This window comes from Rhizobium sp. M10, from assembly GCF_002531955.1.
In the GTDB taxonomy this organism is placed as follows: Bacteria; Pseudomonadota; Alphaproteobacteria; order Rhizobiales; family Rhizobiaceae; genus Rhizobium; species Rhizobium etli_C.
On sequence record NZ_NWTA01000011.1, the window covers coordinates 42300 to 64979 of the forward strand.

Genomic DNA, 22680 nt, shown 5'->3' on the forward strand with positions numbered 1-22680 from the left:
TCATGAACATGGTCTCGCCGTCCCTCGCCATGCTTGCGCGCCGCACGGACATCCTTTTTGCGGTGTTTTTCGCCGTCGTCGTGGCGATGATGGTCATACCTTTGCCGACGATCATGTTGGACGCGCTGATCGCCTTCAACCTTGCCTTCGCCTTCGTCGTCCTGATCACGACGATCTATCTGAAGAACGTCCTTGAGATCTCGACCTTCCCAGCCGTTATCCTGATCGGCACGATCTTCCGGCTGGCGCTGACGATATCCTCCACCCGGCTGGTGCTCGCCGACGGCCATGCCGGCGAAATCATCCAGGCCTTCGGCTCGTTCGTCGTCGCCGGCAACCTCGTCGTCGGGCTCGTCGTCTTCCTGATCGTTGCGCTCGTCCAGTTCATCGTCGTGACGAAGGGCGCCGAGCGTATCGCCGAAGTCGGCGCGCGATTTACGCTCGATGCGATGCCGGGCAAGCAGCTTGCCATCGACAGCGACCTCCGCAATGGCCACGTCACGACGGAAGTGGCGCAGAAACGGCGCGCCCGGCTGGAACGGGAAAGCCAGTTTTTCGGAGCGATGGACGGCGCGATGCGCTTCATCAAGGGCGATGCGATCGCCGGCCTGGTGATCGTCGCGGTCAATCTGATCGGCGGCCTGACGATCGGCATTTTTCAGAGGGGCCTGAGCTTTTCCGAAGCCGCCCACCTCTATTCGCTGCTCTCCATCGGCGATGGCCTCGTCTCGCAGATCCCGTCCATGCTGATGGCGGTTGCCGCCGGCACCGTGGTCACACGCGTCAGCGATGACGACAATGGCAGCCTCGGCACCGATATCGGCCGCCAGCTATCCAACGAGCCGCGCGCGCTTGCGATCGCGGCTGCGATGACGATTGCAGTCGGCTTCGTTCCCGGATTTCCTTCGGCCGTTCTGTGGCCGATCGGCCTGGCTCTCGCCGCGATCGCCTTCTTCGTTACGCGGCGGAAAAATGGGGCAGCGGCGGCGGACCGCTCGGAAACGACAGCAGATGCCGGCGCTCAAGCGCTCGACCGGGCAAAATATGGCGATCCTGTTATCGCCACGCTTTCCTCCGCCACCCTCGAACGTCTGGAAGCGGGCGGCCTCGGCGCACTCCTCGAAGGACAGATCCGGGTCGCCGCGCGTGCGGTCGGCGTTGCCGTGACCGTGCCGACATTCAATGCCGATCCTCGCATGGGCGACGATCTCATCCATGTCCAGATTGAAAATGTTCCTGCCGGACTGATCCAGTGCGGCGATGACCGGCCGCTCGAGCGGATTGCCGACGATCTCGTCCGTATCGTGCGCCGGCACATCGGCTCGCTGTTCAGCGTCGATGATGCCACGCAATGGCTCTCGAGCCTCGAGCCCCGGCTTGGCAAGCTCGCGAGCGACGTGCGGGATCAGGTGTCGCCCATGCTGATGGTCGCGGTCGCTCGCCGCCTGCTCGATTCCGGCGTCACGCTCTCGCAGCCGAGAGGTCTATTGGAAGTCATGCTGCATGCCGGGCTGGATCAGGACCCGGATTCGCTGGCGGAAAAGGCACGCTGGGCGCTGTCGCGCCAGATCGCCTTCGGCCTTCTCGACCGGCGCGGCATATTGCCGGTGCTCTCGCCGGCCCCGGAATGGGAACGGCTCGTCCGGAGCTACAACGGGACGGATGACGCGAGCGGAAAGATGGAGATCAGCGACAGATTGCGGCTGCTTGCCGAGCAAACCCGGCAGGCTCTGGCCGATGCAAACGAACGCGGTTTCGATCCCGTCATTCTCGCGGCCGACGACTTGCGTCTTATCACCCAGGCGTTGATGATCCGGCACAATTGCCGCATTCCGGTATTGGCAGCCGAAGAAGTCGACCCGGATATCACCTGCGAAGTCGTCGGCGCCGTCCAGCCGGCTGAAACCGGGCTTCCGTCAACACGACATTTCGAAACCAGCGCCGTCAGCGGAAAACGCTGACGGCGCTGGTCAATTGCCGGATTGGCTACCGCGAGGCCGGACCGCAAAACTGCAATATGAATGGCGCAATGCAATCGATGGGGAGGAATGCAATGTATGGTGTGGATGGACAAAGGCCGTTAGACTTCGACAGAACCTCCCGCTTCGATGTCGACTCCGGTTGCCACGGGGGCGGAAACAAGATCGATACCGATTCCAACCGCACCTCTGTTCCGGATTTCTTCGGCGGCCAGACCCGCAAGGCATCGCCCTTCGACGAGGTCTCGGGCAATCCGCCGATGCTGACATCCTATGTGCCGAAGACGAAGAACACGTCTGAAGGCAGCGCGGATTCCGAATTGAAGGATGTCCTGCGCAAGCTGATCAACTGGCTGTCGAATTCCAGGAAGACCGACAATGCCGACGGCACGTCGTCGACGGGCGAGACGCAGGCCAACACGACCGAAAACGGTTCTGAAAAACAGCTGCTGGCGATGGTGCTGGTGCTGCTGGTCCTCGACATGCAGGGCAGGAATTCGCCCGGCACCAGGGAAACCGGCTTGACGCTCGACAGTCTCGCCGACAATCTCGAAAAGAGCGCCGCCGGCTCGAACATGGATCCGGGCCTGCTGTCTCTCCTGAAAGAGATTCTCGCCATGCTGACCGGCAAATCCGATGCCGGTCGCTCGCAGAGCGAAACCAAATCGCTGATCGACAAGCTGTTCGACAACAACGCGGCGACGGCCGAGATGGATCCGTCGCTCGTTTCGATGCTGAAGGAGCTGCTGACCCTTCTGCTCTCCAGGAAGGACGAGGGCAAGTCCGGCTCGACCGACAGGGTAGCGGACGGCAGCCGGAGCGAGGCGACCGATAGAAACCGGTCGGATTCGTCGCTCGAGGACATGCTCGCCGATCTTCTCGGCAACAGCCCGGCGACTGCAAATCTCGACCCCGAACTTCGGTCGTTTGTCGATGAACTGATCACCAGTCTGCTCGGGGTCTCCCCCGATACCTCGTCCAAAACGGACGAGAGCGGCAACAGGGAAACCGACACGCGTCAGACACGGACGGTTTCGCCTGAGCATTCCTCCACCACGAAGGTCGCTCCGTCGAGCGACGGCGAGAAAAAGACGACGGCAACGTCCACCGAAAAGTCCGACCTGTCGGATAAGGGAAATGTCATCACCGTCAATGAGCCGATCGTCGTCGATGGCGGCGTATTCGATGGGAAAGGGGCGACCTATACGGCATCGTCGAAGCTCGGAGACGGCGGCCAATCCGAAAGCCAGTCGCCGGTCTTCATCCTCAAGAACGGCGCCACGCTCAAGAACGTCGATCTCGGTGAGAACGGCGCCGACGGCATTCACGTCTATGGCGGCGCGACGCTGGAGAACGTCAACTGGCAAAATGTCGGCGAGGACGCGCTGACGGTCAAAAGCGCCGGCGACGTCACGATCATCGGCGGTTCGGCCAAGGGCGCGACCGACAAGATATTCCAGATCAATGCCGATACGCATTTCTATTTGAAGGACTTCGCCGCCGATGGTTTCACCACGCTGGTGCGCACCAATGGCGGCAAGCAGATCGATGCCGATGTCATCATCGACGGCGGTTCCTTCGCCAACGGCACCAATCTCTTCCGGACGGACAGTTCCCTTGCAAGCGTCAGTTTCCAATCGGACATCGCGCTCGACAATGTCAGGAACTGGACGCGCGTGGGGGACAAGCAATCGGGCGTCTGACGACGCCCGTCCCATAACACACGCGGTTTCGTTATTTCCCGCCGGGCCCCTGCTTGCGCGGCGGCCCGTTGCGCATTTCCGCGCCGATCTGCCGGCGAGCCGATTTCACGTGCGGATCGCCCTGTGTATCCTTGTACTCGCGGCGCGCCTCGGTCTTGGTCATGCGATGCTCATGCTTGAAGAGAGCCCGCGAGATCCGGATATCGAAGAAGGCCGCGAGCAGCATCACCGCCGAGGCGATGACGAGGATGGTGCCGAGGAGGTGAACCGCGGTCGAGAGGGAACAGGTCTCGCCGCAGAGCGGCGCCCAGAAGATGCCGTTGAGGAAATAGAGGATGGCGCCGCCGCCGGCCGCCCCCAGAATCAGGAACTTGACGATGCCTTTGCCGAATTCCGCCAGGCTCGGCAGCGAAAACAGCTTCTTTATGCCGTCGACCGGATTAAGCCGGGTGAAGTCGAACTGCATGTTCTTCATCGACACGGGAAACCCCTGGGCGTCGATGATCGAGGCTGCGATCGTCACGACGAGACCGAGCAGCAGCGGCAGCCAGATCAGGTCGAGGAGCGCCATGCCGGCCTGCTTCAAGGCTTCAGACGCAGCCTCCGCGACGTCGAGCCGGCTTGCCGCCTGCAGGCTGAAATCGAAACTGCGGGAAAGATCCTTGAGAATATCGCCCATTCCCCATGTCACATAAGCGGCGACGGCCAGCACGGAAATTGCGACCGGAATCTCCTTCGATCGCGGCACCTGGCCTTCGCGCCGCAGCCGGTCGAGCTTGACGCGGCTCGGCGGAAGGCTCTTCTCTTCCGTCTCGTCATTTTTCGCCATCGCTGACCTCGAAGAACGACCTCACCTCTTCGAAGCCGCTGGTCCAGAGCTCGTGGACATAGCTCGAGATGAACGCGGTATAGACGACGAGGATAACCACGACGGCGAAATTCTTGATGGTCGGCAGGCTGTCGTTCAGCGGAAACTGCTTGGCCGACCGGCCGACGAAGGCAAGCGACAGTTCCAGCGCGCAGATGACGACGACGAAGGGCGCCGCCAGGACGGCGCCGCTGCGGAACAGCCTGGTGAAGATATCGATGATGGTGCCGAGCGGATCGCCGGGAAATTGCGGCACGAGCTTGAACAGCGGCCACAGCTCGAACGACCGGTAGAAGATCGCCACGAGATCGATGATGCCGCCGGCACTGACGAACAGGACGAGCGCGATCGACATCAGCAGCGAGCCGAGTGGCGCTGTTTCGAGCGCATTGATCTGGTCGAACAGATTGGCGGCGTTGGCGCCGCGATAGACGTCCGTCATATCGCCCGCCGCCTGGGCTGCCCAGAAGGGAATGCCGAGCGCCATGCCGACCAGCGCGCCGAAGCACAGTTCCTTGATGGCGAGCGCGGCGAGGTCGAAATAGGATGTGTCCCCCAGCGCAAGGACCGAATAGGCGAAGGCCACGGAGGGCGCCGAAAGGCCGATCGCGAGGCCGAAGCGCAGGATCCCGACGATGCTGAACAGCGAAAAGATCGGGAAAATCATCAATATGCCGAGTGCCCGCGCACCGCCGAGCATAGCGGCGGCAGGCGCGGCGACTTCGAAACTCACGAGCGGAATGTGCTCCAGCGCCATCCCCTCCTTACTGAACCATGGTCGGAAAATCGTTCAGGATGTGGATGGAATGTTCGATCAGCGGCGTGGCCAGCACCCTGCCGAAAAGCAGCAGGGCAATCGAAATCACGAAGATCTTGACGATCTGCGCAATCGTCTGTTCTTGGATCTGCGTCGCCGCCTGGAAGATGGCGATGACGAGGCCGAGAACGGCGGCGAGCCCAAGCAACGGCCCGGCCAGCGCGAAGGTGGCCATAACAGACATGCCGATCTCGGCGGCGACCTGATCCTCACCCATCGTCGCGCCCCCGGGCGGCCGGCTTTCTCGTGAACTGGCGACGGTCAGTTCGCATAGGAGAGCACCAGCCCTTCCAGCAGACGGCGCCAGCCGTCGATCGAAACGAACAGCAAAAGCTTGATCGGGGTCGACACGACAGTGGGCGACATCATCTGCATGCCGAGTGCGACGAGGATTGCCGAGACGGCGAAATCGATCATCAGGAACGGCAGATAAATGAGAAAGCCGATTTCGAAAGCGCGGGTCAGCTCCGAGACGAGAAAGCTCGGCGTCAGGACCGTGACGTCGTCGGGCGCGATCGGGGTCGCCGGCGCGTTGGCCCAGATCTTCTGCGAGGCCTGGACGAAGAAATTCCGGACCTCCTCGTCGGAGAATTTCAGCATGAATTCCTTGAGCGGCGCGCCGACCTTGACCATGCCTTCGGCCATGCCGCCGATGGTGCCGAAGTCGGCGCCGTGGAGGACGAGAAGCTGCCATGAACTCTGCAGGACCGGGTTCATGACGAAGGCCGAAAGCACGATCGCAATGGCGAAGACCAGCAAGTTTGGCGGGGTCTGCTGGATGCCGATCGCGTTGCGGACGATCAGCAGCACGACCGAAATCTTCGTGAAGGACGTGGCCACCACGGCAATGACCGGCAGAGCCGAGATCGCCGCCATGGCCGCGAGGCTTTGGGCAAGAGGAAAGCTCTGTTCCATCAGTCGTGCAATGCCGTGACGCGAACGGCGCTCAGCCCGTCCACCGAGATGATTTCGCCACGCCCGATGATGCGGCCCTGAGCGATGATCTCGACGGCATTCGACATCGGCCGGTCGAGGGCGAAGACATGCCCCTCGCCGATCGTCTCGAGTTCGCGCAGCGGCAGTTCGATCCGGCCGGCATCGAAGACCAGCTTGACCGGGATGTCGTCGATGGCCGAGGGGCGAGGTTCGCCCTGCAATTGCCCGTCCACGGTCTCGTTCGTCATGAAATGCCTCATTGGTCCGTTTGGCGATGCCAGCAGCGGCGAGGACAGGACCACGCCTTTTTCCGATCGCGTGCATGCTGCGAGATAGCGTTCGGCGGTGACGGCAACGATGGTTTCGCCGGCAGCCAGATCGATGACGATGCCGTCGCCCGTCCGCAGGCTCCTCAGCTCCCGCACCGACAAGACCGCATAGCCGCGGCGCAGGCACACCGGAGCGGTCAGGTCGGGCATCGTCCGGCGTGGCAAAAGGCTTGCCCATTGCGCCAGCCGGGCGAGATGTTCGCCATCGAAACGGCCGCAAAGCGGAATGGTGATGCCGTTCCAGCCGAGTTCGAAACCGAAATTGCCGGCAAATGTCGGCTCCGGCGCTGCGCCGATTTCGGTCAGCGATATCGGCGCGCCGGCCTTGTCTTCGACGGTCTCGAAGACGTCGGCCAGCAACTGCTCCAAGGCGGCCGCCCTGGCGGCGGGAGGCAGTTTTTCCCAGGCGAGCAGCGGCTCCAGCCTTTCGGCGAGCAATTGAACCGTGGCCGCCGGCGCGATCAGGAGGATTTGGCGGCCGGCGACGGCAGCGCGGATCTGCACCGGTTCGCCGATCCTGCCCGCCGCGATATCGGCAGCCAGCGGCCGAATGGTGATCGACCCGCCGCGAAAGGGAAACTTCCAGGGTTCGCGGGCCGGCAGGGAGGAACGCGAAAGAGATCGGGGCGCGGCCGAGATGCTGTTTTGAGGAGGCACGAACATGTTCATCGGGCAAGCTCCTCAAGTTCTGCGACGATGTCCTGGAAGGGCAGCTCTTGCTGGCCGCCGTAGAGAAAACGGTTGATCCGGTCACGCTTGCCGACCGCTTCGTCGACGGCCGCATCACGCCCCTCGCGATACTCCCCGACGCGGATCAGCAGCTCCACTTCATCGTAGAGCGCGAGCAGCGAGCGCAGCTTCTCGGCAGCCTTGCGATGACCGAGGTTGACCACCGCATTCATGGTACGGCTGCGGCTGGCAAGAACGTCGATCGCCGGGAAGTGCCCGGCCCGCGCGATCTTGTCGGAGAGAACGATATGACCGTCCAGCAGCGAGCGGGTTTCCTCGGCGATCGGGTCTTCCTGCTCCTCGCCTTCGACCAGCACCGTGTAGAAGGCCGTCATCGTGCCGGCCGCACTGTTGCCAGAGCGCTCGAAGATCTGCGGCAGCGCGGAAAAGACGGAGGGCGGAAATCCCCGCCGCACCGGCGGTTCGCCCGCCGCCAGGCCGACCTCGCGCAGCGCACGCGCCATGCGCGTGATACTGTCGACGACGAGCAGGACGCGCTTTCCCCGATCCCGGAAATATTCTGCGACCGCGGTCGCCGTCAGCACGGCCTTGAAGCGCTCGAGCGCCGGCCGATCCGAGGTCGCGACCACAAGAACCACGTTCGACGGCGCGCCCTCGGGCATCACGCCGGCAACGAATTCCCCCACTTCGCGGCCGCGCTCGCCGACGAGCGCGCAGACCACGACATCGGCGTCACTATTGGCGATCACCGCAGAAACGAGTGTCGATTTACCGGCGCCCGGCGGACCGAAAATACCGACCCTCTGGCCTTCGCCGCAGGTCAGCAGGCCGTCGATCGCGGCAATCCCGGCCTTGAAGAGCCGGTTGACGGGACGGCGAGACAGCGTATCGGCCGGACGGCCGTAAAGCGGTTGCATGACGCGACCGTCATCGGAGGAAGCATTGGACGATTTGCGGATGACGTTGCCATGCGCGTCGATGATCGCTCCAAGAAGGAAGTCGCCGGCGGCAATGGCAGGCTCGCGCCCCGTTGGCACCACTTCGGTGCGCACCGAAATGCCGCGCGTCTCGCCGTGCAGGGACAGGAGCGCCGTCTCGCCGTCGATGCCGACCACGTCGGCAAGGCCGATCCGGCCTTTTCCCGGCTCGCGCAATTCGCACAATTCGCCGATCTTTACGGCAGGAACGGCGGCGCGCACGATCAGGCCCGAAACATTCGTCACGCGCCCGCTCTGGCGTCGCGTATCCAACTGCTCCAGCGCCCGCTCCATTCTGACAAGTGCATCAACCATGCCGGAATGCCTCGATCATTGCCGAGATCTGGTCGGCAAGGCCGATATGCGATCGTCCCGATGCCGTTTCCATGATGATTTCCCGCGACGCCAACAACGGATCGATCTTGAGCGAAATCCGCTCGTCGAGCCCGGCAATGGCTTGGCGAACGGCATGTTCGTCCTCCGGCGGCACGTGAATGGTGATCGACCGGCTTTCCGTTTCCTGCGAGATGGCCTGACGGATCATCCTGGCTGTCTGTTCATTGGCGTCCATCGAACCCAGGATCATGCCGAGCGATTTGAGCACGATGGTCTCGATCGAACCTTCGAGATCGGAAAGCTCGCTTTCCGCCTTGCCGAGAACCGCTGACAGCCGCTCGGCGGCATCGCGAATGCCTTGGGTAAAGCCGCCGTCATAGCCTTCCCGCCATGCGTGCTGCCGCGTCGCCTCGAGCTCCGTTTCGGCCTTTGCCGCCGCCTGCCGGGCGGCATTCAATATGTCGGCCGCTTCCGCGACTTGCCCGAATTGTTCGGCCGGTATGATGCGCCCGTTTTGAGAGACGAATGTCATCTTGCCTCCCCCTGAAAGAGCTCGCCGTGCCGGACGACTGCCGACGCAATGGCGACGGCTGCGCTCGCGACCAGGGAAAGGGAACCGCTTCCTGCCCTTCGACTCCACCCGCGCCAGTTTCGAGCCAGGCCCTGCTCGGCCGCCCACAGATCGAGGATGACCCATCCGTCGGCTTCGACGAGCTGCCTCAGTTCCTCGCCCGACACGTCGAGCGAACCGGCTGCGATGGGCGAAGGATGAGCATAGGACAGGGCGATGGAAAGAGGCAACTTACCGAAGAGCGCCGTCAGCGCATCCATCGCACCGCGGTCGATGACCGCGCCCATAGCCGGGAGATGATAGATCAGGCCCGCCGTCACCGCCGCCCGGTGCCGCTGACTGTCGGTCATCCCGATAAGCAGCCGGGCATCCATCTCCAGCATTGCGGGATCACCGCTGCTTTCGGCGAGGGATGCAAAAAGCCGCTTCTCGAGGCGCGGCGGCATCCGGCCGCGCGAAGCTGCATCGAATTCGGGCGGCCATGCTTCGCAGACGCTGAGGTCGGCGCAGGCCAGGGCGGCCCGTCGGAGCTTCGCATCCGCCAGGATGACGTTTCCCTCGATCCTGGGGGCACGCATTCAGCTTTCCTTCCGCTGCGGCAGCAGGAGGAGAAGGCAGGCGGCGATGGCAAGCAGGATCGATCCGGCGACCATCAGGTTATGCCCCTTCAAAAACGATGTGATGCTTGCAACCGCGGGACCCGGCACCGCCGGCGACGCGACGGCGGGGCTCTTTTCCGCAGCCGTGGGGACACCGACTTCAGACCAGGGGCTGGCAACGACCGACACATCCTCGTAGGAGAGACCCCTGACGCTGTTGACCAGCATCGAGCGGCTCTTCATGTCGATATCCGACAGGTTGGCGCCCGGGCGATATTGCAGGAGGGCAGCGGCCCTCGCCTTTTCCTTGATCAGCCCTCTGCCGTTTTCCTCGGGCAGCACGACGTGGACGCGTGCCGATGCCACGCCGTCGAGCGCCGAAAGCGTCTCGGCAAGCTGTTGCTCGACAGCATAGGTCATGCGGGCTTTTTGTTCATAGGGCGTCACCAGGAAGCCATCGCCTGGAAACAGCTCGGCGACATTGCTGTGCTGCTGCCGCGGCAGCCCCGCATCGGAAAGCAGTTCGATTGCCCGCGCATGGTCACCGGAATCGACCGAAAGCGTGAAGGCGCCTCCCTTTTCGCTCTTCGTCGCCACGGCAATGCCTGCCCGTTCGAGAAGCACCTGGGCATCGAAAGCATCGCGCTGATCGAGGCCCGAAACGACATCCTCACTGCAGGCGGACAGAAGAAGGCATAGGACAAGGAGGCAAGCGCCGGAGAACGTCGTGGGTGCAAGCCGGCGCGCCTGCTGGAAAAGCGATGTAGCCATGATCTCTATTGTCCTTGCGTCAGTCGCTTGGAAGACGACATCACCGACTGGGTGAGCGAGGACATGAGAGCAGTGCCGGTCGCAAACTGCTGCGACTTTTCCAGCCTGTCCATCGCATCGGTAATTTTTTCCGTCGAAGGATGTGTTTCTCCAGCATCCCTCGAGAGCGAGGCAAATTTCACCAAGGGCGCTTCAGGCGTCGCATTCGGCGCGCCCGGCATGAAAAACGACGTCAGGCGGTCGAGGAATGACGCGGGTTTGGTATCGCCTGCCGGCATGAGGAATGTCGGAATGGCCTCGGCTTCCGGCGTGATCTTGCGGGTCCTGATATCCGGCAGGGATGCGAGTTCGACGCTCGGAATGTTGCCGGCGGCCGGTTGGGCAATCCGCTCGGCTATGGTTTCTGTCGTCTTCAGCAGATTTCCGGTTGGGGCGGCATCAACGGGAAGCGCAAATGCCCGGCCGGACCACTCTTCTCCACTCATCGGCAATTCCTACTCAATACAAACCGATTGCAAATGACGAAAGGGGGAGCGCCTACTCGCTGTCGCCCTCATCGATCGCTTCCTTGGCGAAATTGAAGATCGAATTGTTCAGCATCATTGTGTTGGAGATCATGCTCGGAAGGAACGCTTCGACTGCAGCGCTCAAGATTTCCTGTTCGCTGTTGGGATCGACCTTCTTTGTGCTGCTAGGAGTCGAGGAGGGGACAGTACCCGTGGCCGAGGTATCGGCGGGCGTCGACAGCACGGTAGGCGTACCAGGATTCACTGCATCCACTGCCACGAGGCATCTCCTTCAAAGCCTTATCGAGATATATAGGCGGATTGATATTTGCGAAATCCGGGAGCGTCAATCTGTTAATGTTAAAATGTGGTTAATCTGCCGTCGACCACAGCAAAGATCATGTAGATAGGCGCCGATAGTCCATTTTGCGAAAAGGATATCCAGATTGCGCAGCCTAATTATAGGCGGATCCAGCAATATATACATAAATGACCTTTGTTGGTCACGATAGGGATCATCTGCCATCCTGAGAAAACCCAAGCGTTTCCGCCGATTGCGTCAAAGCCCGATCTGTTTTGAAAACACCCGGTTCACCCTTTCAGGAGGAGGCGGTTCATGCATCCACGGCCTTTACGGATCGATTACCCGTAGTATCTAGATAGGAAAGCAACCGAAGGTAGGCCGGTCGACTTCTGCTCCATGGCAGCGGACAGCAGGACCGTCCTGCAGCTTGACGTGCTCGATATATGGCATCCAGCCTGGGAAACCCGATGGCCCGAATTGCTGAACTGAACCGGAAAAGTATCGCCGTGAGCGGCACCGATCCAGATGAACTCGCGGCCCTGCTCTCCACTCCGGCGTCACCGATCATCGTCCAGCCACTCAATGGACAAATCGAATATTCATGCAATTTCGTCGAGACCGGTCCGCTTTCGTTCAGCCTGTGCTCCTACAAGGGGAATCTCCGGTGCGAGCGGCAGGCGGAAAGCGACAAGATCCTGATATTTCTGCCGTCGGCAGGCGCGATGAGTATCTACAGCGACGGAAGTGAAGTCATTTCGGCGCAAGGACGGGGAACGATCACCGATGGCAGGTGTCATGCCGGTGTGCACATATCCGGTCCCCGGCAGCATTTGACAATGATCGTCAGAAAGCAGGAGCTTGTCCAGCGGCTGTCCGATATGCTCGAAAGGCCGATCGGACACGAGCTCGATTTCCATCCCGAGATCGACTTGACCCGGGGGGCCGGCTGGATGCTGAAATCGCTGGCCGAAACGGGTTTTGCTGGATTGACCGGCGACGAAGCCCTTTCGAACTCGCCGCTTGCGCTGCGTGGTCTGTCGGAGACGATAAACGGCCTGCTGCTTGAAGGCTTCCCGCATCGGTTTCTGGCCGAACTGATGCAGCCGGCGCCCCTCGCAGCGCCGCGGCATGTCGACAGGGCGATCGACTATATGCGGGCCCACCTTCACCAGCCGATTACCATCGAAGAGATCGCAGCCGCCGCCAATGTCGGCATACGCACATTGCAGTTGAGTTTCCGGCAGTGGCGCATGACGACGCCGATGACCTATCTTCATCAACTCAGGATGACCCAGGCCCATCAGGATTTGCTGGCGCAGCCACCAGGCTCGTCGGTCGCCGAGATCGCCCGCAAATGGGGCTTCAGCCACCTGGGACGCTTCGCTATCGATTACAAGCGCCAGTTCGGCGAATCACCATCCGAGACGCTTCGAAGATAACAACAGCCCAATGGTTCAAGCTAAGGCGCTGCGGCCATATCGCTACTGGGCGCGCCATCCCTGCGGACTGACTGATCAGCAAAACCACGCTTCCCTCCGCCGGATTCGAAACGCAGGAATTTTTCCACGAACTCTTTGTAGTTCAACGTCTCTGTATTCGGCATCGCATACCACGGCCCGTTCAGGCTTTCAGATCGAATTTGTTGGTCGCGGCGGCGTAAGCAGGCAGAAGTTTTGCCTAGGTTTCGTCGAACGGAACCGGCAACGCATTCTGGAAGCGGCAAAGCGGCGTGGCGTTAAACAGGGAATAATCAGCGGCGGCAGCTCCAGGCCACGTTGCTGGCGGAGCCGGCATGCGGCTAGCAGTTCGACCGGGAAGAACCACAATTCTTCTTCGTTGACGACGTCGTAGTCATCCGTCCCGCACCCCGATGCATGGAAATCCGCAGCTTTTGCCAATGCCTCGCCGAATGTACGGGGTCGCGGATCGAAGAGCGTTTCGAGCAATGGGGAAAATTCACCCATTTCTCCATCATCCGGCTCCAGATCGTAGGTCTCGTCGCTCTCTCGCCACGCCTTGTAGAGTTTGACTGAAAGCCATGGCAGATATTGCGGCAGACTTTTCCACGCGACAGCGCCGTTACTCTCGGCCTGTGCGTCCCACCGGTCAAAAATCGTCTCGGCCAGGCGAAAGCACCGTAACCGGTGTGCCACTCACACCTTGACCGAATCCTTAACCCACACGCCGACCGTGCGGCATTTGCCAACTTCATTCACCCTAACTGCAGAGTACTCGATTGAGTGAAGCGCTACATAGCGTCGCCACCATAACCGTATCGGAATTGCATTTCTTCGTCCTTAACTCGTTTTTCGATTAGCATTAGAAAGGCCTCCGCATTTGGAACCGGCAAATGCCGGAGCATGAGAACGAGCCGAATGTTTTCCCTAGCCGTGTCGGGATGCCTGAGCCGGAACACCTCACTTGTCGCGACGCTGATGCACTCTTCTATCTTTCTCTCCAGGATATCCATGTGAAAGGTGATGATTTCTTCGTCCGACCATTTGTGAAAGAAAAGAGCCTGGTCGGCCGTCCATGGAAGTGTATCATTGACGACCATCCGAACGTGGTTGTTCGAATAGGGCACTTCCAAGACGAGATCGGCAATGCCCTCAAAGGTGGCGCAGTCAAGGTTTGTCATGGGATCGCGTTGCTACGTGTCAAATGCCGCCAATGAGCAAATAGGGGCGGTGTTGAATTACTGACCGTACGCGGTTGTCGAACCTGTCAAGGAACGTCAGAAGTGCTTTCCGATTGAACTGATGTTTGCGCGGCATCAATCCGGCATACAGGACGTATTTGTCGATGATTGCGGTCAGGGGCGCATTCCCCCTCACGTCACGCCGGAGTTCGTCAAGTCGAGGGAGTCGAAGGTGAGCCCGCCTTGCGGCCCATCAACAAGGCTATAGTCAATTGACATAAGAAAGCGGACAACGCGTGCCGCACCTAGAGTGATCACCCGCGTTAGCAGCAAGGCTGTTAGAAATCAACTCTTGCATTAAGCCAGCAGCGAGGGGCCGATTGCTATCTATAACCCTTCAGAAGCACGGTTCATGTCGCAGCCGCATGATTCCAGGGTAACAGGTCATCGATCCGGTTTTGCTTGTGGCCGTTGACGATGGCGGTCAGCGTGGCGGTCAGATAAGCCAGCGGATCGACGGCATTGAGTTTGCAGGTCTCGATGAGTGAGGCGACGGTGGCCCAGTTCTCAGCTCCCACGTCATGCCCCGCGAAGAGTGCGTTCTTTCGATTCAGAGCAATCGGTTTCTCCTTAGAGCGAACCGGCACTGCCGGACTTGCCGGCGCCTGTGCCGACACTGTTGGGATCGACGTTGATCTTGCCGGGGCCGGTGCCGAAACCCGATGCCGAATTCCACGGTCTATGAGGTGTAGGCGCTATCGCCCTCTATTGTCCGGAAGTTCAATCTTTTCAGCCTTCACACCATCGTAGCGGAAAACATGCCGATCGCCGATGAGCCAGAGGCACTCATCTGTGACGCTATCTATCTGCTGAATGACGGTTTTGTCGTCCAGTCCCGCTGATGCATCGCTTACAACCTCAAATTTACTGCCGTTAAATTTCCTAAGCCCGGCCGTCGTACCGACATAGATCTCGCCACGAAACTCCCGAACCGAATAAAACGTGATCGCAGCATTGGATTCGTACGCCACGGCAAAACCGCTTCGTGCATTGCCAATCAAAAGCGTCTGATAGTAGCCGACGATCAGCACCCGGTCGTGGCTGACGCAATGAATATCAAGCAAATGTTCGCCTGTCGGAGAAGAAAGCAAAGCGAGATGAGAGCCGTCAAAATATCCGATTAAGCCCCTGAGGCCGCATACATAGACATCACGTTCAGACGAGCCATCGACCCGCGTGAAGTCGGGACTTTCCTTTCCGAGAGCAATTCTGTCCTCTGCGCCGCGGGGGTCTTCGCCGGCGAATTCGCCGATACCGAGTTCCTTTCGCATTCTGCGCTCGGACTTATCGCGCAATCCTCCATCGACGGCCTCCCAACCGTCAGTCGAGCGCCTATAAAGTTGGCCACCGAGACCGCATGCGAAAAGGATTTCGCCTGCTTCCTGAATGCTGCGCAGGGAGCCGTAGGCATTTTTCCCCGGATCGACGTCTTCGCTCAGGTGCTCAGTCGAGTTTAAAATTTCCACACGGCCTTCTTCGGAAAGGAAGCAGCCAGCTCGCAAGACCACTCCGAGAGGGCGGCGCAGACAGGCTGAAACAACGGTTTCCCCGGCCCAATCCTGATAGGTGAAGCGGGTCTGGCTGTCGAGGTTGAGGTAGAAAATTCGGGTCACCGGATTGTCTAAGCCGGACGTCTCGTCCGGAAAGCCGACAATGATCAAAAAGCGACTCGAGACCGCAAATCCATTGCCGAGCGAGACCGGCGCACCTGGAGTCGACATACTATTTCCCTGCGGTCCGTTAGTTCCACTACCGTTATCAAGACGATCTTTGCCTCAGCGAGATTAACAAGCCCTCCCGCTGCCACGTCTTCACGGTGCGGATAGTAATCGCGCGGGATGCTCATGCCGTCGTCCCACCGCAATCGTCATACATCGCCTTGGCTGAATCAGCGCTGCTTGAAGCATGACCTCCGCCATCTTCTCGCGGATTTCGAGGCTAGTCGCCTTCTGCAATGCGAAGTTGATCTAGTGACCAACCATAGGATCGGAACACCGCGGTCCGAGACGATCACGGCGTCGTCCAGAAAACTCCAATCGCCTGCATCAACCCAACTAATCAAATCTTCGAAGCCACTTCCGGGTTTCTTCAATCTTGTCGTATGGTTCCGGCAGGATAAAGAGGCCTCGCCGATAATCCTCGAAACGAACGGGCTTCAGGACTTCCGCGACACGGCGATAATCGTCGAGAACCAGGCCACGGTTGATATCGCCCAGTTGCGGCTCGCTGCCTGCCTGAATAATCAGGCCGCCGTCGAACCCGTGGATCGGGCAAGTCTCGCCCAGCTTTTCAGCGAGCGTGCGCTGTCCTCCCAGCTTCTCGACAATCTCGTTGTTAATGACGGTCAGCCAATTGATCGACTTGATCTGCCGGCCATCGCCTAGGTCGGACTCGACTTCGAAATGAAGTGGATCGGAAAAATCCAGTCCCGGAAAGCGTTTGAGTGGAGGCAGAATGGTCTCTGCCACAGAATTACTGCCGGCAAAAACTCCATGCTCGATCAAAAGACTATAGCCCGCGCTGCCATGCAGTATCTCGACCGATGATGCCCACCGCTTCGTAAGATCGAGCAATACCTCATAGCCGCGCTCTGCAACTAAGGATGCCGGAAAATAGGCGCAGATCATCGATCGCCCAAGCGGGCTCATGGGAGCAGGACCGGCACTCTTGAAAGAAATGCTCAAAGGTGTCGGCTCATCGACAACTTTCTTGCCGGGATATCCGAACACCATGGCATCCATGGGCTCGGATGAACTCAGCTCCCGCGCCATATTTTCATAATAGTTCAGGTAATCGCTGCCAGTGATTTTCGTCAGGCGGCTCGCATTCAGCTTGAGAAAATGCGACAACGCGTCCGTAAACAGCGCATGATATTGACGGAGCATGTCGCAGAGTATCAGTCTGGTTCGGCTTTCGCTTCCGCCTAGAAAGAACAGCTCGACCGCAAAACCAATGCGAGTCTCCACAAAACCATGGCCATTGGCAAATGAGAAGCCGTCGATCTGAGCGGCGAGTTCCTTGTTAAATGCATTGCGTCAGAAATACCTCGCTGCGTTGCAAGTGTTGTTGCTGTCCCGGGTCCCAAAGTGCGCCCCGCGTGCGACCGCTCCGCACCGCTGTTGCGCCAGCTCAGGCGGCGACGTCTTTGTCGGACGCCAAAGCTTGGCCAGACATAGCTTGGAATATCTATCGCATGTCGTTACCGAACCGAAACGATCCTCCCTATCGCCTTTGATTTTTGTAATTGAGATAAAACCCGAATAAGAAAAGTCCTGCACAGAGGATCAGGATCGAGATGTTCTGGAGCGTCAGATCGGCCTTTGAAAAAAGAAATGCAGAAAGAAGGCCGACTCCGGAAACGATCATCAAGATGTAACCGAACATTCCCGCGACAAACCATGCGACAGACTTGATGAAGCGCATCGCTTCCCCCCACTGGATTCGAAATGCAGGAATTTTTCCACGAACTCTTTGTAGTTCAACGTCTCTGTATTCGGCATCGCAGACCACTGCCCGTTCAGACTTTCAGATCGAACTTGTTGGTCGCGGCCGCGTAAGCCGGGAGAAGCTTTGCCAAGGTTTCGTCGAACGGAAGCGGCAGCGCATTCTGGAAGCGGCAAAGCGGCGTGGCGTTGAACAGGGGATAATCCAGCGGCGGCAGGTCCAGGCCACGTTGCTGGCGGAGCCGGCATGCGGCCAGCAGTTCGACCGGGAAGAACCACAATTCTTCTTCGTTGACGACGTCGTCGTCATCCGTCCCGCACCCCGATGCATGGAAGTCCGCAGCTTTTGCCAATGCCTCGCCGAATGTACGGGGTCGCGGATCGAAGAGCGTTTCGAGCAATGGGGAAAATTCACCCATTTCTCCGTCATCCGGCTCCAGATCGTAGGTCTCGTCGCTCTCTCGCCACGCCTTATAGAGCTTGACTGAAAGCCATGGCAGATATTGCGGCAGACTTTTCCATGCGACGGCGCCGTTGCCGTCGGACTGTGCGTCCCACCGGTCGAAAATCGTCTCGGCCAGGCGATTTGCATGGCTCAGCCAACCAAGCGCCAGCATGGAGGAAACGTCGGTGAACGGCCGCATTGAAAATTTGTAGCCGGCCGGATCTTCCGATTCCATGACCGCATGAGCACATTCGTAGTGCCAGAACCGGTAAATGCCGAACCTCGCAATCTCGTCGGTAGGATAAAGGCCTTCGTTGAGGCTCTTGTCCATCGCCATCCGCATATGCCAGCTTGCGATGGAACCGAGCGCATCGGGAACGAGCTTCGTTTCGCTCTTCCCGTCACGAACGAATGGCTCGATCGTTTCAGAAAGCGGTTCGTAGTAGAGAATTTCCTTGTTGAAGGAATCCTTGACCCAGTCCCGGATGTCGCGCTTCTCTTGGTTCAGATTTGCCTTAATCGTGTGCTCGACCGATCGCATTTTTCAATCTCTTGCAAAATCTTGCTGTCAAAACATGCATACCTATTGTGTCGTGCCGGGAGGCTCCGTTGATGGTGGAACCTTCCGCCACATCAAGCCGAAGTCACCTCGGATTTCCAGTGTTGAGTCAAGATGCTGTGGTCGCAAGTCATATTTTTCGGCGGCGATTGAACCGTCGTCGTGCTCCGCCGTTTACCGGGGCTCGCAGCATTTGGACCGGTTCCACGGGTGCCGGCGCGATGCGTTGATGTGGATGCAGTCGGCCGACCCTGCGACAGGCGACCGAGCTGGCCCGATGTATTATCGGCCACGTGCAGCTGAATTTATTCGGATGTGAACCAGACAAGCCCCTCGACGACACGGCCACCATGGGCCGTCGGGTCATCGATGCGAACAAGCGCCTTGCCGTCGATAAAGACGATCGACGAGCCGCCGCTGATCGTGTCGGGTCCGCCGACCACGCAGGTGCATTTGTCGCCGACAACTGCAACCGGAACCCCTTCCACCGTTACCAGTGTCTGCGTTTGCGAGATCGGGCCGCCGACATGCGGCTTCGGTCCGGGTTCGACCATCGGACAAACATAGTTGTGGTCCTTGAGTGAAACATTTGCCACCGGCTCACCTCCTTTCGCAAAGACAGCGATGCTAAGGATTGCACTTCCCGCAGCCTGGGCAGATCTGCCACAGAGGGCGTGTCTAAAATCCTGACGGAACTTTCTGTCCACCGCGTCCAGAAGGGTATCCGCCGGCCATGCGATCGACTTCGGAAGCTCCTTGAAGACGCCGATCTGGAACAGGTCGTGATTGAGATAACCGAGGTTCTGCAAACCCTCCCACTCGCGCATGCGTAGGATCATTAGCAGCAGAACGGGGAACGCCCAATAGGCATCCGGCTCGATTTCATAATGCGTCTCGCGCTTGTGCGCTTGTCGCCTGTGGTCGTCATGTCGCTGCTCTGGGCGACGTGGTAGTCGGCCGCCTTGGCGAGGATGCGGTGGAAAGCAACCGCGTCCGGCTCCCGCCAATGTTCGACAAGCTCGCTCCAGCCGCCATAACCGCCGGCATATTCGTCGTAAACCTTCTCGCGCCACTCGGTCATAGTCGCGGCCGCGTCCGCCTTCAACCAGTCCGCGACGATATCCATTATCGCGTAGGGGAAACCGAAGCTGGTGACGCCCTGCCCCAAGGCTCCGCCATAAAACTTGCCACGTTGGATCGTATCCTTCTCGAGTTCCTGCAAGGCAAGCCGGCCAAGCAACTCGCTCCAGTCCTTCCAGCCGACGGTCATCGTCAGGGCCAGCCCGTTGACGACGTCGGGAAAGGATGCCGCGCTGTTGGTGTTCAGATGTTGGATGCCAATCGCGTAGGGAAGCCGCGGAACGGACAGGCGTGCTGCCATCGCTAGCCGATCGACTGCTGGGTGACCCTCGACGGCGCTCAAGACAACGGCTTTCAACTCCAGAAGGCTGAGTTGGCTCAGATACCGGCCGACGGATTTACCGTGGGAGTCATCCCCGTCGAGCCATTCCTGCAGGTCGCTACGCACCAAGTTGGCCAGCGTTTGCTCGTACTTTACCAGCTACTCCGGAAATTCCGCCGTAACGTATCTTCTGATTTCTGACAGATTCATGTCTACCCTAAACCCTGCACCTCCGCGCTCGGCTTATTGACCCGCCATCCTCAAATTTTCATCGGTTTATATTCGGAGAGATCAACCCCGCCTTCGCGCGGCCTGGATCGCCATATAATGGACCGATCGGTTCGACTGCCCTCCGCGTATATGCTTCCAGCTTCCCGTACGAATTCGAACAGAAATATGAAATTGGCCGGAAAGGCGACTTCCTCATTTAGAATAAGGGGCTTCTCTCCCAGAGTGTCGGCAAGATGCTTTATCACATCCCGGGGGCTTTCCTCGAACACAACGATATCGCGGTATTTTAGGCTCCGCACTTTTGTGTCCGCCAAAATTTCCACCAGACGATCGGAGTCGTAGGTCAGAACAAGTGGATTACTCTCCCCGCGCACTTCCGTTTCGCTGGCGGCGGTAGGTCCACTTTCTTGATAGAGAGACAGAATTTCCTGCTTTTCTTCGGCAGTCAGACCCTCCCCCAATTCAGCTAAGGTAGAGTTAAGTATATCATCGGGAATTTTGTCGGAAGAAATCCCTTTCGAAGTCCCGTATATGGAACTGAAGCGATCGACCTCTGACCGGCTCATCCCAAACCTTAACTTGCCAAGGCCAATTTTCGGCATGATCCGCCAATGCTGAGCTTCATTCATTGTCCAATCCCCGCTCGTTACTGAATAATGCCATGCTGCTTCAAGCAATTTGCATAGGCTGTTGCTTGAAGTATGGCGCCGTCATATTTCGTCGGGTCGCCGACAGCCGCGGCGACCCGCTTAGCATCCGCGACGTCAACCAGAAAGGCAGCATACACTTTTCCCCTGGATAGCAATGCCCGCTGTGGCGCATAGGTGGGGCCATTCACTCTTCCCTTATAGGACGCCGTCTTCGCGTGATCTGTTGGGTCCATCTGGATAGCGGGTCCAACCGCCGGATTGAGGGGAGATTTAGACTTGGCCGGCATGTGGTGACTGTCCAGCTCGTCACCTCTTGTCTCATCTGTGCCTGTCATACACCCATGCGCTCCACCGCGATACTTTCCCCCGGGGACGCCACAAGCATATTTCGCGCACGGGTTTTGAGCGCAAGTAGCGCAAGTTATCGCAGTCGCCTTGGCGTCAGCTTTATCGGCAGCCTCATCGCCGGTCAGCCATTGCTTAAAATCCTCGACCTTTTCATTGACATACTGTCCCGCCGCCGTCTGATCGACCCACGCGCCAGCTGCTTTCCCACCCGAGTATCCTGTCGCCGCACCGGCAACAGCGCCAGCCGCTCCGCCGGTCCACGCTCCCACACTCGCACCGGCAACCCCACCGACCGCCGCACCTCCGGCGGCACCGGGTACAGCACCGACGCCCCCAACCAAAGCACCTCCGGCACCACCGATAACAGCTCCGCTCCCTGCTCCTATTGCACCTTCGACAGCAGCTCCGGCGGCGGCACCGCCAACCAGCCCGCCCGCGCCACCGCCCACCAAACCGAGGTTGCCAAGAAAATTCTCGAAAAAGCCACCGCTCATACCGCCCCCGTGTCGTGCCGCGACCTCAAGGCTCCAATTACGCCCCGCATGAACACCTTCACTTGCTCATCGGGAGAGACGCCCTTCCTGCTGATGAATTCAGTTGCGTCGCGCGACTGCGCGATACGGCCATTTGTCTTGCACATCATGAACGCCCATCGGCAATGTGCACCCTCCGAGATCAACCCAAGCTTTGCCCCCGTTTCTTCGCTTACAAGGAGATGCCGCTCCAAGGCTTCTTGCGTCGCTCCTTTCGTTTCCACCGGGCAGGTATCCTGAAGATAGGAAACTCGGCGCCTGCGAGTTGCACGGCGCCGCCAATTCTCGATCCTTACGACCTCGTCGGAGTTCAATTTAAGCGGTCCTGCTTTTGGCAGCGACATGTCTTTCGCGCGCCGAATGCTCATCGGCTTTTCACTCCAATCCGCGTCCGCAGAGTAAAGAATCTGGTTCGCAGGACCCAGAACACGAGACATGTTTGAATAGGAGAGACTAGGCATGACCTGCGCCATGACATTTGAATCCGCATGACGAAACAAAACCCGTTCGTCGCCACTAGGCTGATCGTGATCAATTTCTTGCGAAAGCGGGTTTCGCTCGTAGCTCTTGCCTCGATCTATTTGCGATGTGGCAGGCAGGAGGATCATGTTGATCGTTCGAAGGTGCCGGTAGAGAACATCACCACCTTCACCACACATCCAGAAAACAACGGCTGGCCGACCGCCCACAAGATCGATCAGACGATCCACTATTTGGGCGCTCGTTGAGCGGGGTCTACCCGTGTTGTCTTTCTCGAAGCTGTAGTAGTCACGATCGAGCCAGACGAGTTGCGGCGCGGTGAGGATGCGAGCTCGATCACCCTCGCCGCGATCCAGATAAAGTGACTTGAAAACGAAGTCGGCGTCAAACAAAGCACGCGGCAAATCCTCGAATTGCGCGCCGTCCAACACAGCGAAAACGGGTTGCTGGGCCTCTAGAATCAACGGTTTCAGTTGTGCACTATTAGCCATGTCTCAACCGCTCA

The 22680-nt window shown here is 59.2% G+C and carries 25 protein-coding genes and 1 pseudogene; 3 read left to right on the forward strand and 23 right to left on the reverse strand.

Annotation, left to right across the window (positions count from 1 at the left end; translation table 11 throughout):
- Positions 1 to 2: 2 nt before the first annotated feature.
- Positions 3 to 1961, forward strand: coding sequence for a flagellar biosynthesis protein FlhA (locus CO671_RS18790; protein WP_097607168.1), 1959 nt, complete (start codon positions 3 to 5; stop codon positions 1959 to 1961).
- A 92-nt stretch (positions 1962 to 2053) separates the two neighbouring features.
- The gene (locus CO671_RS34250; RefSeq protein ID WP_245424997.1) at positions 2054 to 3682 is read left to right on the forward strand and encodes a pectate lyase; all 1629 of its coding nucleotides are present in this window, start codon (positions 2054 to 2056) and stop codon (positions 3680 to 3682) included.
- Positions 3683 to 3713: 31 nt separating this feature from the next.
- Here the strand turns inward: CO671_RS34250 and CO671_RS18800 are convergent, their stop codons facing one another.
- Genes CO671_RS18800 through CO671_RS18850 form a run of 11 tightly spaced genes read right to left on the reverse strand, consistent with a single transcriptional unit; the run spans position 3714 to position 11326 of the window.
- The gene (locus CO671_RS18800; protein ID WP_097607169.1) at positions 3714 to 4511 is read right to left on the reverse strand and encodes an EscU/YscU/HrcU family type III secretion system export apparatus switch protein; all 798 of its coding nucleotides are present in this window, start codon (positions 4509 to 4511) and stop codon (positions 3714 to 3716) included.
- Entirely contained in the window at positions 4498 to 5307 is an 810-nt protein-coding gene (locus tag CO671_RS18805) for a flagellar biosynthetic protein FliR (protein WP_097607170.1), read from the reverse strand. The genes CO671_RS18800 and CO671_RS18805 overlap by 14 nt, the downstream gene beginning before the upstream one ends.
- Positions 5308 to 5314: 7 nt before the next feature.
- Positions 5315 to 5584, reverse strand: a complete 270-nt coding sequence (locus CO671_RS18810) for a flagellar biosynthetic protein FliQ (protein ID WP_097607171.1) — start codon at positions 5582 to 5584, stop codon at positions 5315 to 5317.
- A 44-nt stretch (positions 5585 to 5628) separates the two neighbouring features.
- Positions 5629 to 6282, reverse strand: a complete 654-nt coding sequence (gene sctR, locus CO671_RS18815; RefSeq protein WP_097607172.1) for a type III secretion system export apparatus subunit SctR — start codon at positions 6280 to 6282, stop codon at positions 5629 to 5631.
- The gene (sctQ, locus tag CO671_RS18820; protein ID WP_097607173.1) at positions 6282 to 7301 is read right to left on the reverse strand and encodes a type III secretion system cytoplasmic ring protein SctQ; all 1020 of its coding nucleotides are present in this window, start codon (positions 7299 to 7301) and stop codon (positions 6282 to 6284) included. Before sctQ ends, sctR begins: the two co-directional genes overlap by 1 nt.
- Positions 7298 to 8614 carry a FliI/YscN family ATPase gene (locus tag CO671_RS18825; protein ID WP_097607174.1) on the reverse strand — a complete coding sequence of 439 codons (1317 nt, stop codon included), beginning with the start codon at positions 8612 to 8614 and terminating at the stop codon, positions 7298 to 7300. Before CO671_RS18825 ends, sctQ begins: the two co-directional genes overlap by 4 nt.
- On the reverse strand, positions 8607 to 9167 hold the full coding sequence (gene sctL, locus CO671_RS18830; RefSeq protein ID WP_097607175.1) for a type III secretion system stator protein SctL: 561 nt from the start codon (positions 9165 to 9167) through the stop codon (positions 8607 to 8609). The genes CO671_RS18825 and sctL overlap by 8 nt, the downstream gene beginning before the upstream one ends.
- Positions 9164 to 9784 carry a hypothetical protein gene (locus tag CO671_RS18835; RefSeq protein ID WP_097607176.1) on the reverse strand — a complete coding sequence of 207 codons (621 nt, stop codon included), beginning with the start codon at positions 9782 to 9784 and terminating at the stop codon, positions 9164 to 9166. Before CO671_RS18835 ends, sctL begins: the two co-directional genes overlap by 4 nt.
- A complete protein-coding gene (sctJ, locus tag CO671_RS18840) occupies positions 9785 to 10576 on the reverse strand; it encodes a type III secretion inner membrane ring lipoprotein SctJ (RefSeq protein WP_097607177.1) in 792 nt (263 codons plus the stop codon).
- A 5-nt stretch (positions 10577 to 10581) separates the two neighbouring features.
- The gene (locus CO671_RS18845) at positions 10582 to 11061 is read right to left on the reverse strand and encodes a hypothetical protein (protein WP_097607178.1); all 480 of its coding nucleotides are present in this window, start codon (positions 11059 to 11061) and stop codon (positions 10582 to 10584) included.
- Positions 11062 to 11113: 52 nt separating this feature from the next.
- A complete protein-coding gene (locus tag CO671_RS18850) occupies positions 11114 to 11326 on the reverse strand; it encodes a hypothetical protein (RefSeq protein WP_348627719.1) in 213 nt (70 codons plus the stop codon).
- Between the two features lie 527 nt (positions 11327 to 11853).
- Between CO671_RS18850 and CO671_RS18855 the strand changes: the two genes are divergently transcribed.
- Positions 11854 to 12825, forward strand: a complete 972-nt coding sequence (locus CO671_RS18855; RefSeq protein WP_097607180.1) for an AraC family transcriptional regulator — start codon at positions 11854 to 11856, stop codon at positions 12823 to 12825.
- Between the two features lie 189 nt (positions 12826 to 13014).
- On the opposite strand, the gene CO671_RS33390 is transcribed toward CO671_RS18855, so the two are convergent.
- The 12 genes and pseudogenes from CO671_RS33390 to CO671_RS18910 all read right to left on the reverse strand — a co-directional run bounded on the left by CO671_RS33390 (position 13015) and on the right by CO671_RS18910 (position 22666).
- Complete coding sequence (locus CO671_RS33390) at positions 13015 to 13539, reverse strand: hypothetical protein (RefSeq protein WP_141514475.1); 525 nt, start codon at positions 13537 to 13539, stop codon at positions 13015 to 13017.
- Between the two features lie 95 nt (positions 13540 to 13634).
- Positions 13635 to 14024 (reverse strand): DUF6572 domain-containing protein, encoded by a 390-nt coding sequence (locus CO671_RS18860; protein ID WP_097607181.1) that lies wholly within the window; start codon positions 14022 to 14024, stop codon positions 13635 to 13637.
- A 410-nt stretch (positions 14025 to 14434) separates the two neighbouring features.
- A pseudogene (locus tag CO671_RS18865) lies at positions 14435 to 14650 on the reverse strand (transposase domain-containing protein); the annotation flags it as partial.
- Between the two features lie 129 nt (positions 14651 to 14779).
- Positions 14780 to 15805, reverse strand: a complete 1026-nt coding sequence (locus CO671_RS18870) for a hypothetical protein (RefSeq protein ID WP_097607182.1) — start codon at positions 15803 to 15805, stop codon at positions 14780 to 14782.
- A 333-nt stretch (positions 15806 to 16138) separates the two neighbouring features.
- Positions 16139 to 17050, reverse strand: a complete 912-nt coding sequence (locus tag CO671_RS18875) for a type VI immunity family protein (protein ID WP_141514394.1) — start codon at positions 17048 to 17050, stop codon at positions 16139 to 16141.
- Between the two features lie 256 nt (positions 17051 to 17306).
- Entirely contained in the window at positions 17307 to 17507 is a 201-nt protein-coding gene (locus CO671_RS18880; RefSeq protein ID WP_097607184.1) for a hypothetical protein, read from the reverse strand.
- 94 nt (positions 17508 to 17601) lie between these two features.
- The gene (locus CO671_RS18885; RefSeq protein ID WP_097607185.1) at positions 17602 to 18513 is read right to left on the reverse strand and encodes a hypothetical protein; all 912 of its coding nucleotides are present in this window, start codon (positions 18511 to 18513) and stop codon (positions 17602 to 17604) included.
- A gap of 323 nt (positions 18514 to 18836) precedes the next feature.
- Entirely contained in the window at positions 18837 to 19085 is a 249-nt protein-coding gene (locus tag CO671_RS18890) for a PAAR domain-containing protein (protein ID WP_097607300.1), read from the reverse strand.
- Between the two features lie 284 nt (positions 19086 to 19369).
- The gene (locus CO671_RS18895) at positions 19370 to 20059 is read right to left on the reverse strand and encodes a hypothetical protein (RefSeq protein ID WP_245423781.1); all 690 of its coding nucleotides are present in this window, start codon (positions 20057 to 20059) and stop codon (positions 19370 to 19372) included.
- A gap of 134 nt (positions 20060 to 20193) precedes the next feature.
- Positions 20194 to 20793, reverse strand: coding sequence for a hypothetical protein (locus CO671_RS18900; protein ID WP_141514300.1), 600 nt, complete (start codon positions 20791 to 20793; stop codon positions 20194 to 20196).
- 17 nt (positions 20794 to 20810) lie between these two features.
- Positions 20811 to 21656, reverse strand: coding sequence for a hypothetical protein (locus tag CO671_RS18905; protein WP_097607187.1), 846 nt, complete (start codon positions 21654 to 21656; stop codon positions 20811 to 20813).
- Complete coding sequence (locus CO671_RS18910) at positions 21653 to 22666, reverse strand: hypothetical protein (protein WP_097607188.1); 1014 nt, start codon at positions 22664 to 22666, stop codon at positions 21653 to 21655. Before CO671_RS18910 ends, CO671_RS18905 begins: the two co-directional genes overlap by 4 nt.
- Between the last annotated feature and the right edge of the window lie 14 nt (positions 22667 to 22680).

Excerpts from the sequence above, each read along its gene's own strand:
- CO671_RS18790 (WP_097607168.1), top strand. The coding sequence starts at position 3 with ATGAACATGGTCTCGCCGTCCCTCGCCATGCTTGCGCGCCGCACGGAC.
- CO671_RS34250 (WP_245424997.1), top strand. The coding sequence starts at position 2,054 with ATGTATGGTGTGGATGGACAAAGGCCGTTAGACTTCGACAGAACCTCC.
- CO671_RS18800 (WP_097607169.1), bottom strand. The coding sequence starts at position 4,511 with ATGGCGAAAAATGACGAGACGGAAGAGAAGAGCCTTCCGCCGAGCCGC.
- CO671_RS18805 (WP_097607170.1), bottom strand. The coding sequence starts at position 5,307 with ATGGCGCTGGAGCACATTCCGCTCGTGAGTTTCGAAGTCGCCGCGCCT.
- CO671_RS18810 (WP_097607171.1), bottom strand. The coding sequence starts at position 5,584 with ATGGGTGAGGATCAGGTCGCCGCCGAGATCGGCATGTCTGTTATGGCC.
- sctR (WP_097607172.1), bottom strand. The coding sequence starts at position 6,282 with ATGGAACAGAGCTTTCCTCTTGCCCAAAGCCTCGCGGCCATGGCGGCG.
- sctQ (WP_097607173.1), bottom strand. The coding sequence starts at position 7,301 with ATGAACATGTTCGTGCCTCCTCAAAACAGCATCTCGGCCGCGCCCCGA.
- CO671_RS18825 (WP_097607174.1), bottom strand. The coding sequence starts at position 8,614 with ATGGTTGATGCACTTGTCAGAATGGAGCGGGCGCTGGAGCAGTTGGAT.
- sctL (WP_097607175.1), bottom strand. The coding sequence starts at position 9,167 with ATGACATTCGTCTCTCAAAACGGGCGCATCATACCGGCCGAACAATTC.
- CO671_RS18835 (WP_097607176.1), bottom strand. The coding sequence starts at position 9,784 with ATGCGTGCCCCCAGGATCGAGGGAAACGTCATCCTGGCGGATGCGAAG.
- sctJ (WP_097607177.1), bottom strand. The coding sequence starts at position 10,576 with ATGGCTACATCGCTTTTCCAGCAGGCGCGCCGGCTTGCACCCACGACG.
- CO671_RS18845 (WP_097607178.1), bottom strand. The coding sequence starts at position 11,061 with ATGAGTGGAGAAGAGTGGTCCGGCCGGGCATTTGCGCTTCCCGTTGAT.
- CO671_RS18855 (WP_097607180.1), top strand. The coding sequence starts at position 11,854 with ATGGCCCGAATTGCTGAACTGAACCGGAAAAGTATCGCCGTGAGCGGC.
- CO671_RS18860 (WP_097607181.1), bottom strand. The coding sequence starts at position 14,024 with ATGACAAACCTTGACTGCGCCACCTTTGAGGGCATTGCCGATCTCGTC.
- CO671_RS18870 (WP_097607182.1), bottom strand. The coding sequence starts at position 15,805 with ATGTCGACTCCAGGTGCGCCGGTCTCGCTCGGCAATGGATTTGCGGTC.
- CO671_RS18880 (WP_097607184.1), bottom strand. The coding sequence starts at position 17,507 with ATGCGCTTCATCAAGTCTGTCGCATGGTTTGTCGCGGGAATGTTCGGT.
- CO671_RS18885 (WP_097607185.1), bottom strand. The coding sequence starts at position 18,513 with ATGCGATCGGTCGAGCACACGATTAAGGCAAATCTGAACCAAGAGAAG.
- CO671_RS18890 (WP_097607300.1), bottom strand. The coding sequence starts at position 19,085 with ATGGTCGAACCCGGACCGAAGCCGCATGTCGGCGGCCCGATCTCGCAA.
- CO671_RS18900 (WP_141514300.1), bottom strand. The coding sequence starts at position 20,793 with ATGAATGAAGCTCAGCATTGGCGGATCATGCCGAAAATTGGCCTTGGC.
- CO671_RS18905 (WP_097607187.1), bottom strand. The coding sequence starts at position 21,656 with ATGAGCGGTGGCTTTTTCGAGAATTTTCTTGGCAACCTCGGTTTGGTG.
- CO671_RS18910 (WP_097607188.1), bottom strand. The coding sequence starts at position 22,666 with ATGGCTAATAGTGCACAACTGAAACCGTTGATTCTAGAGGCCCAGCAA.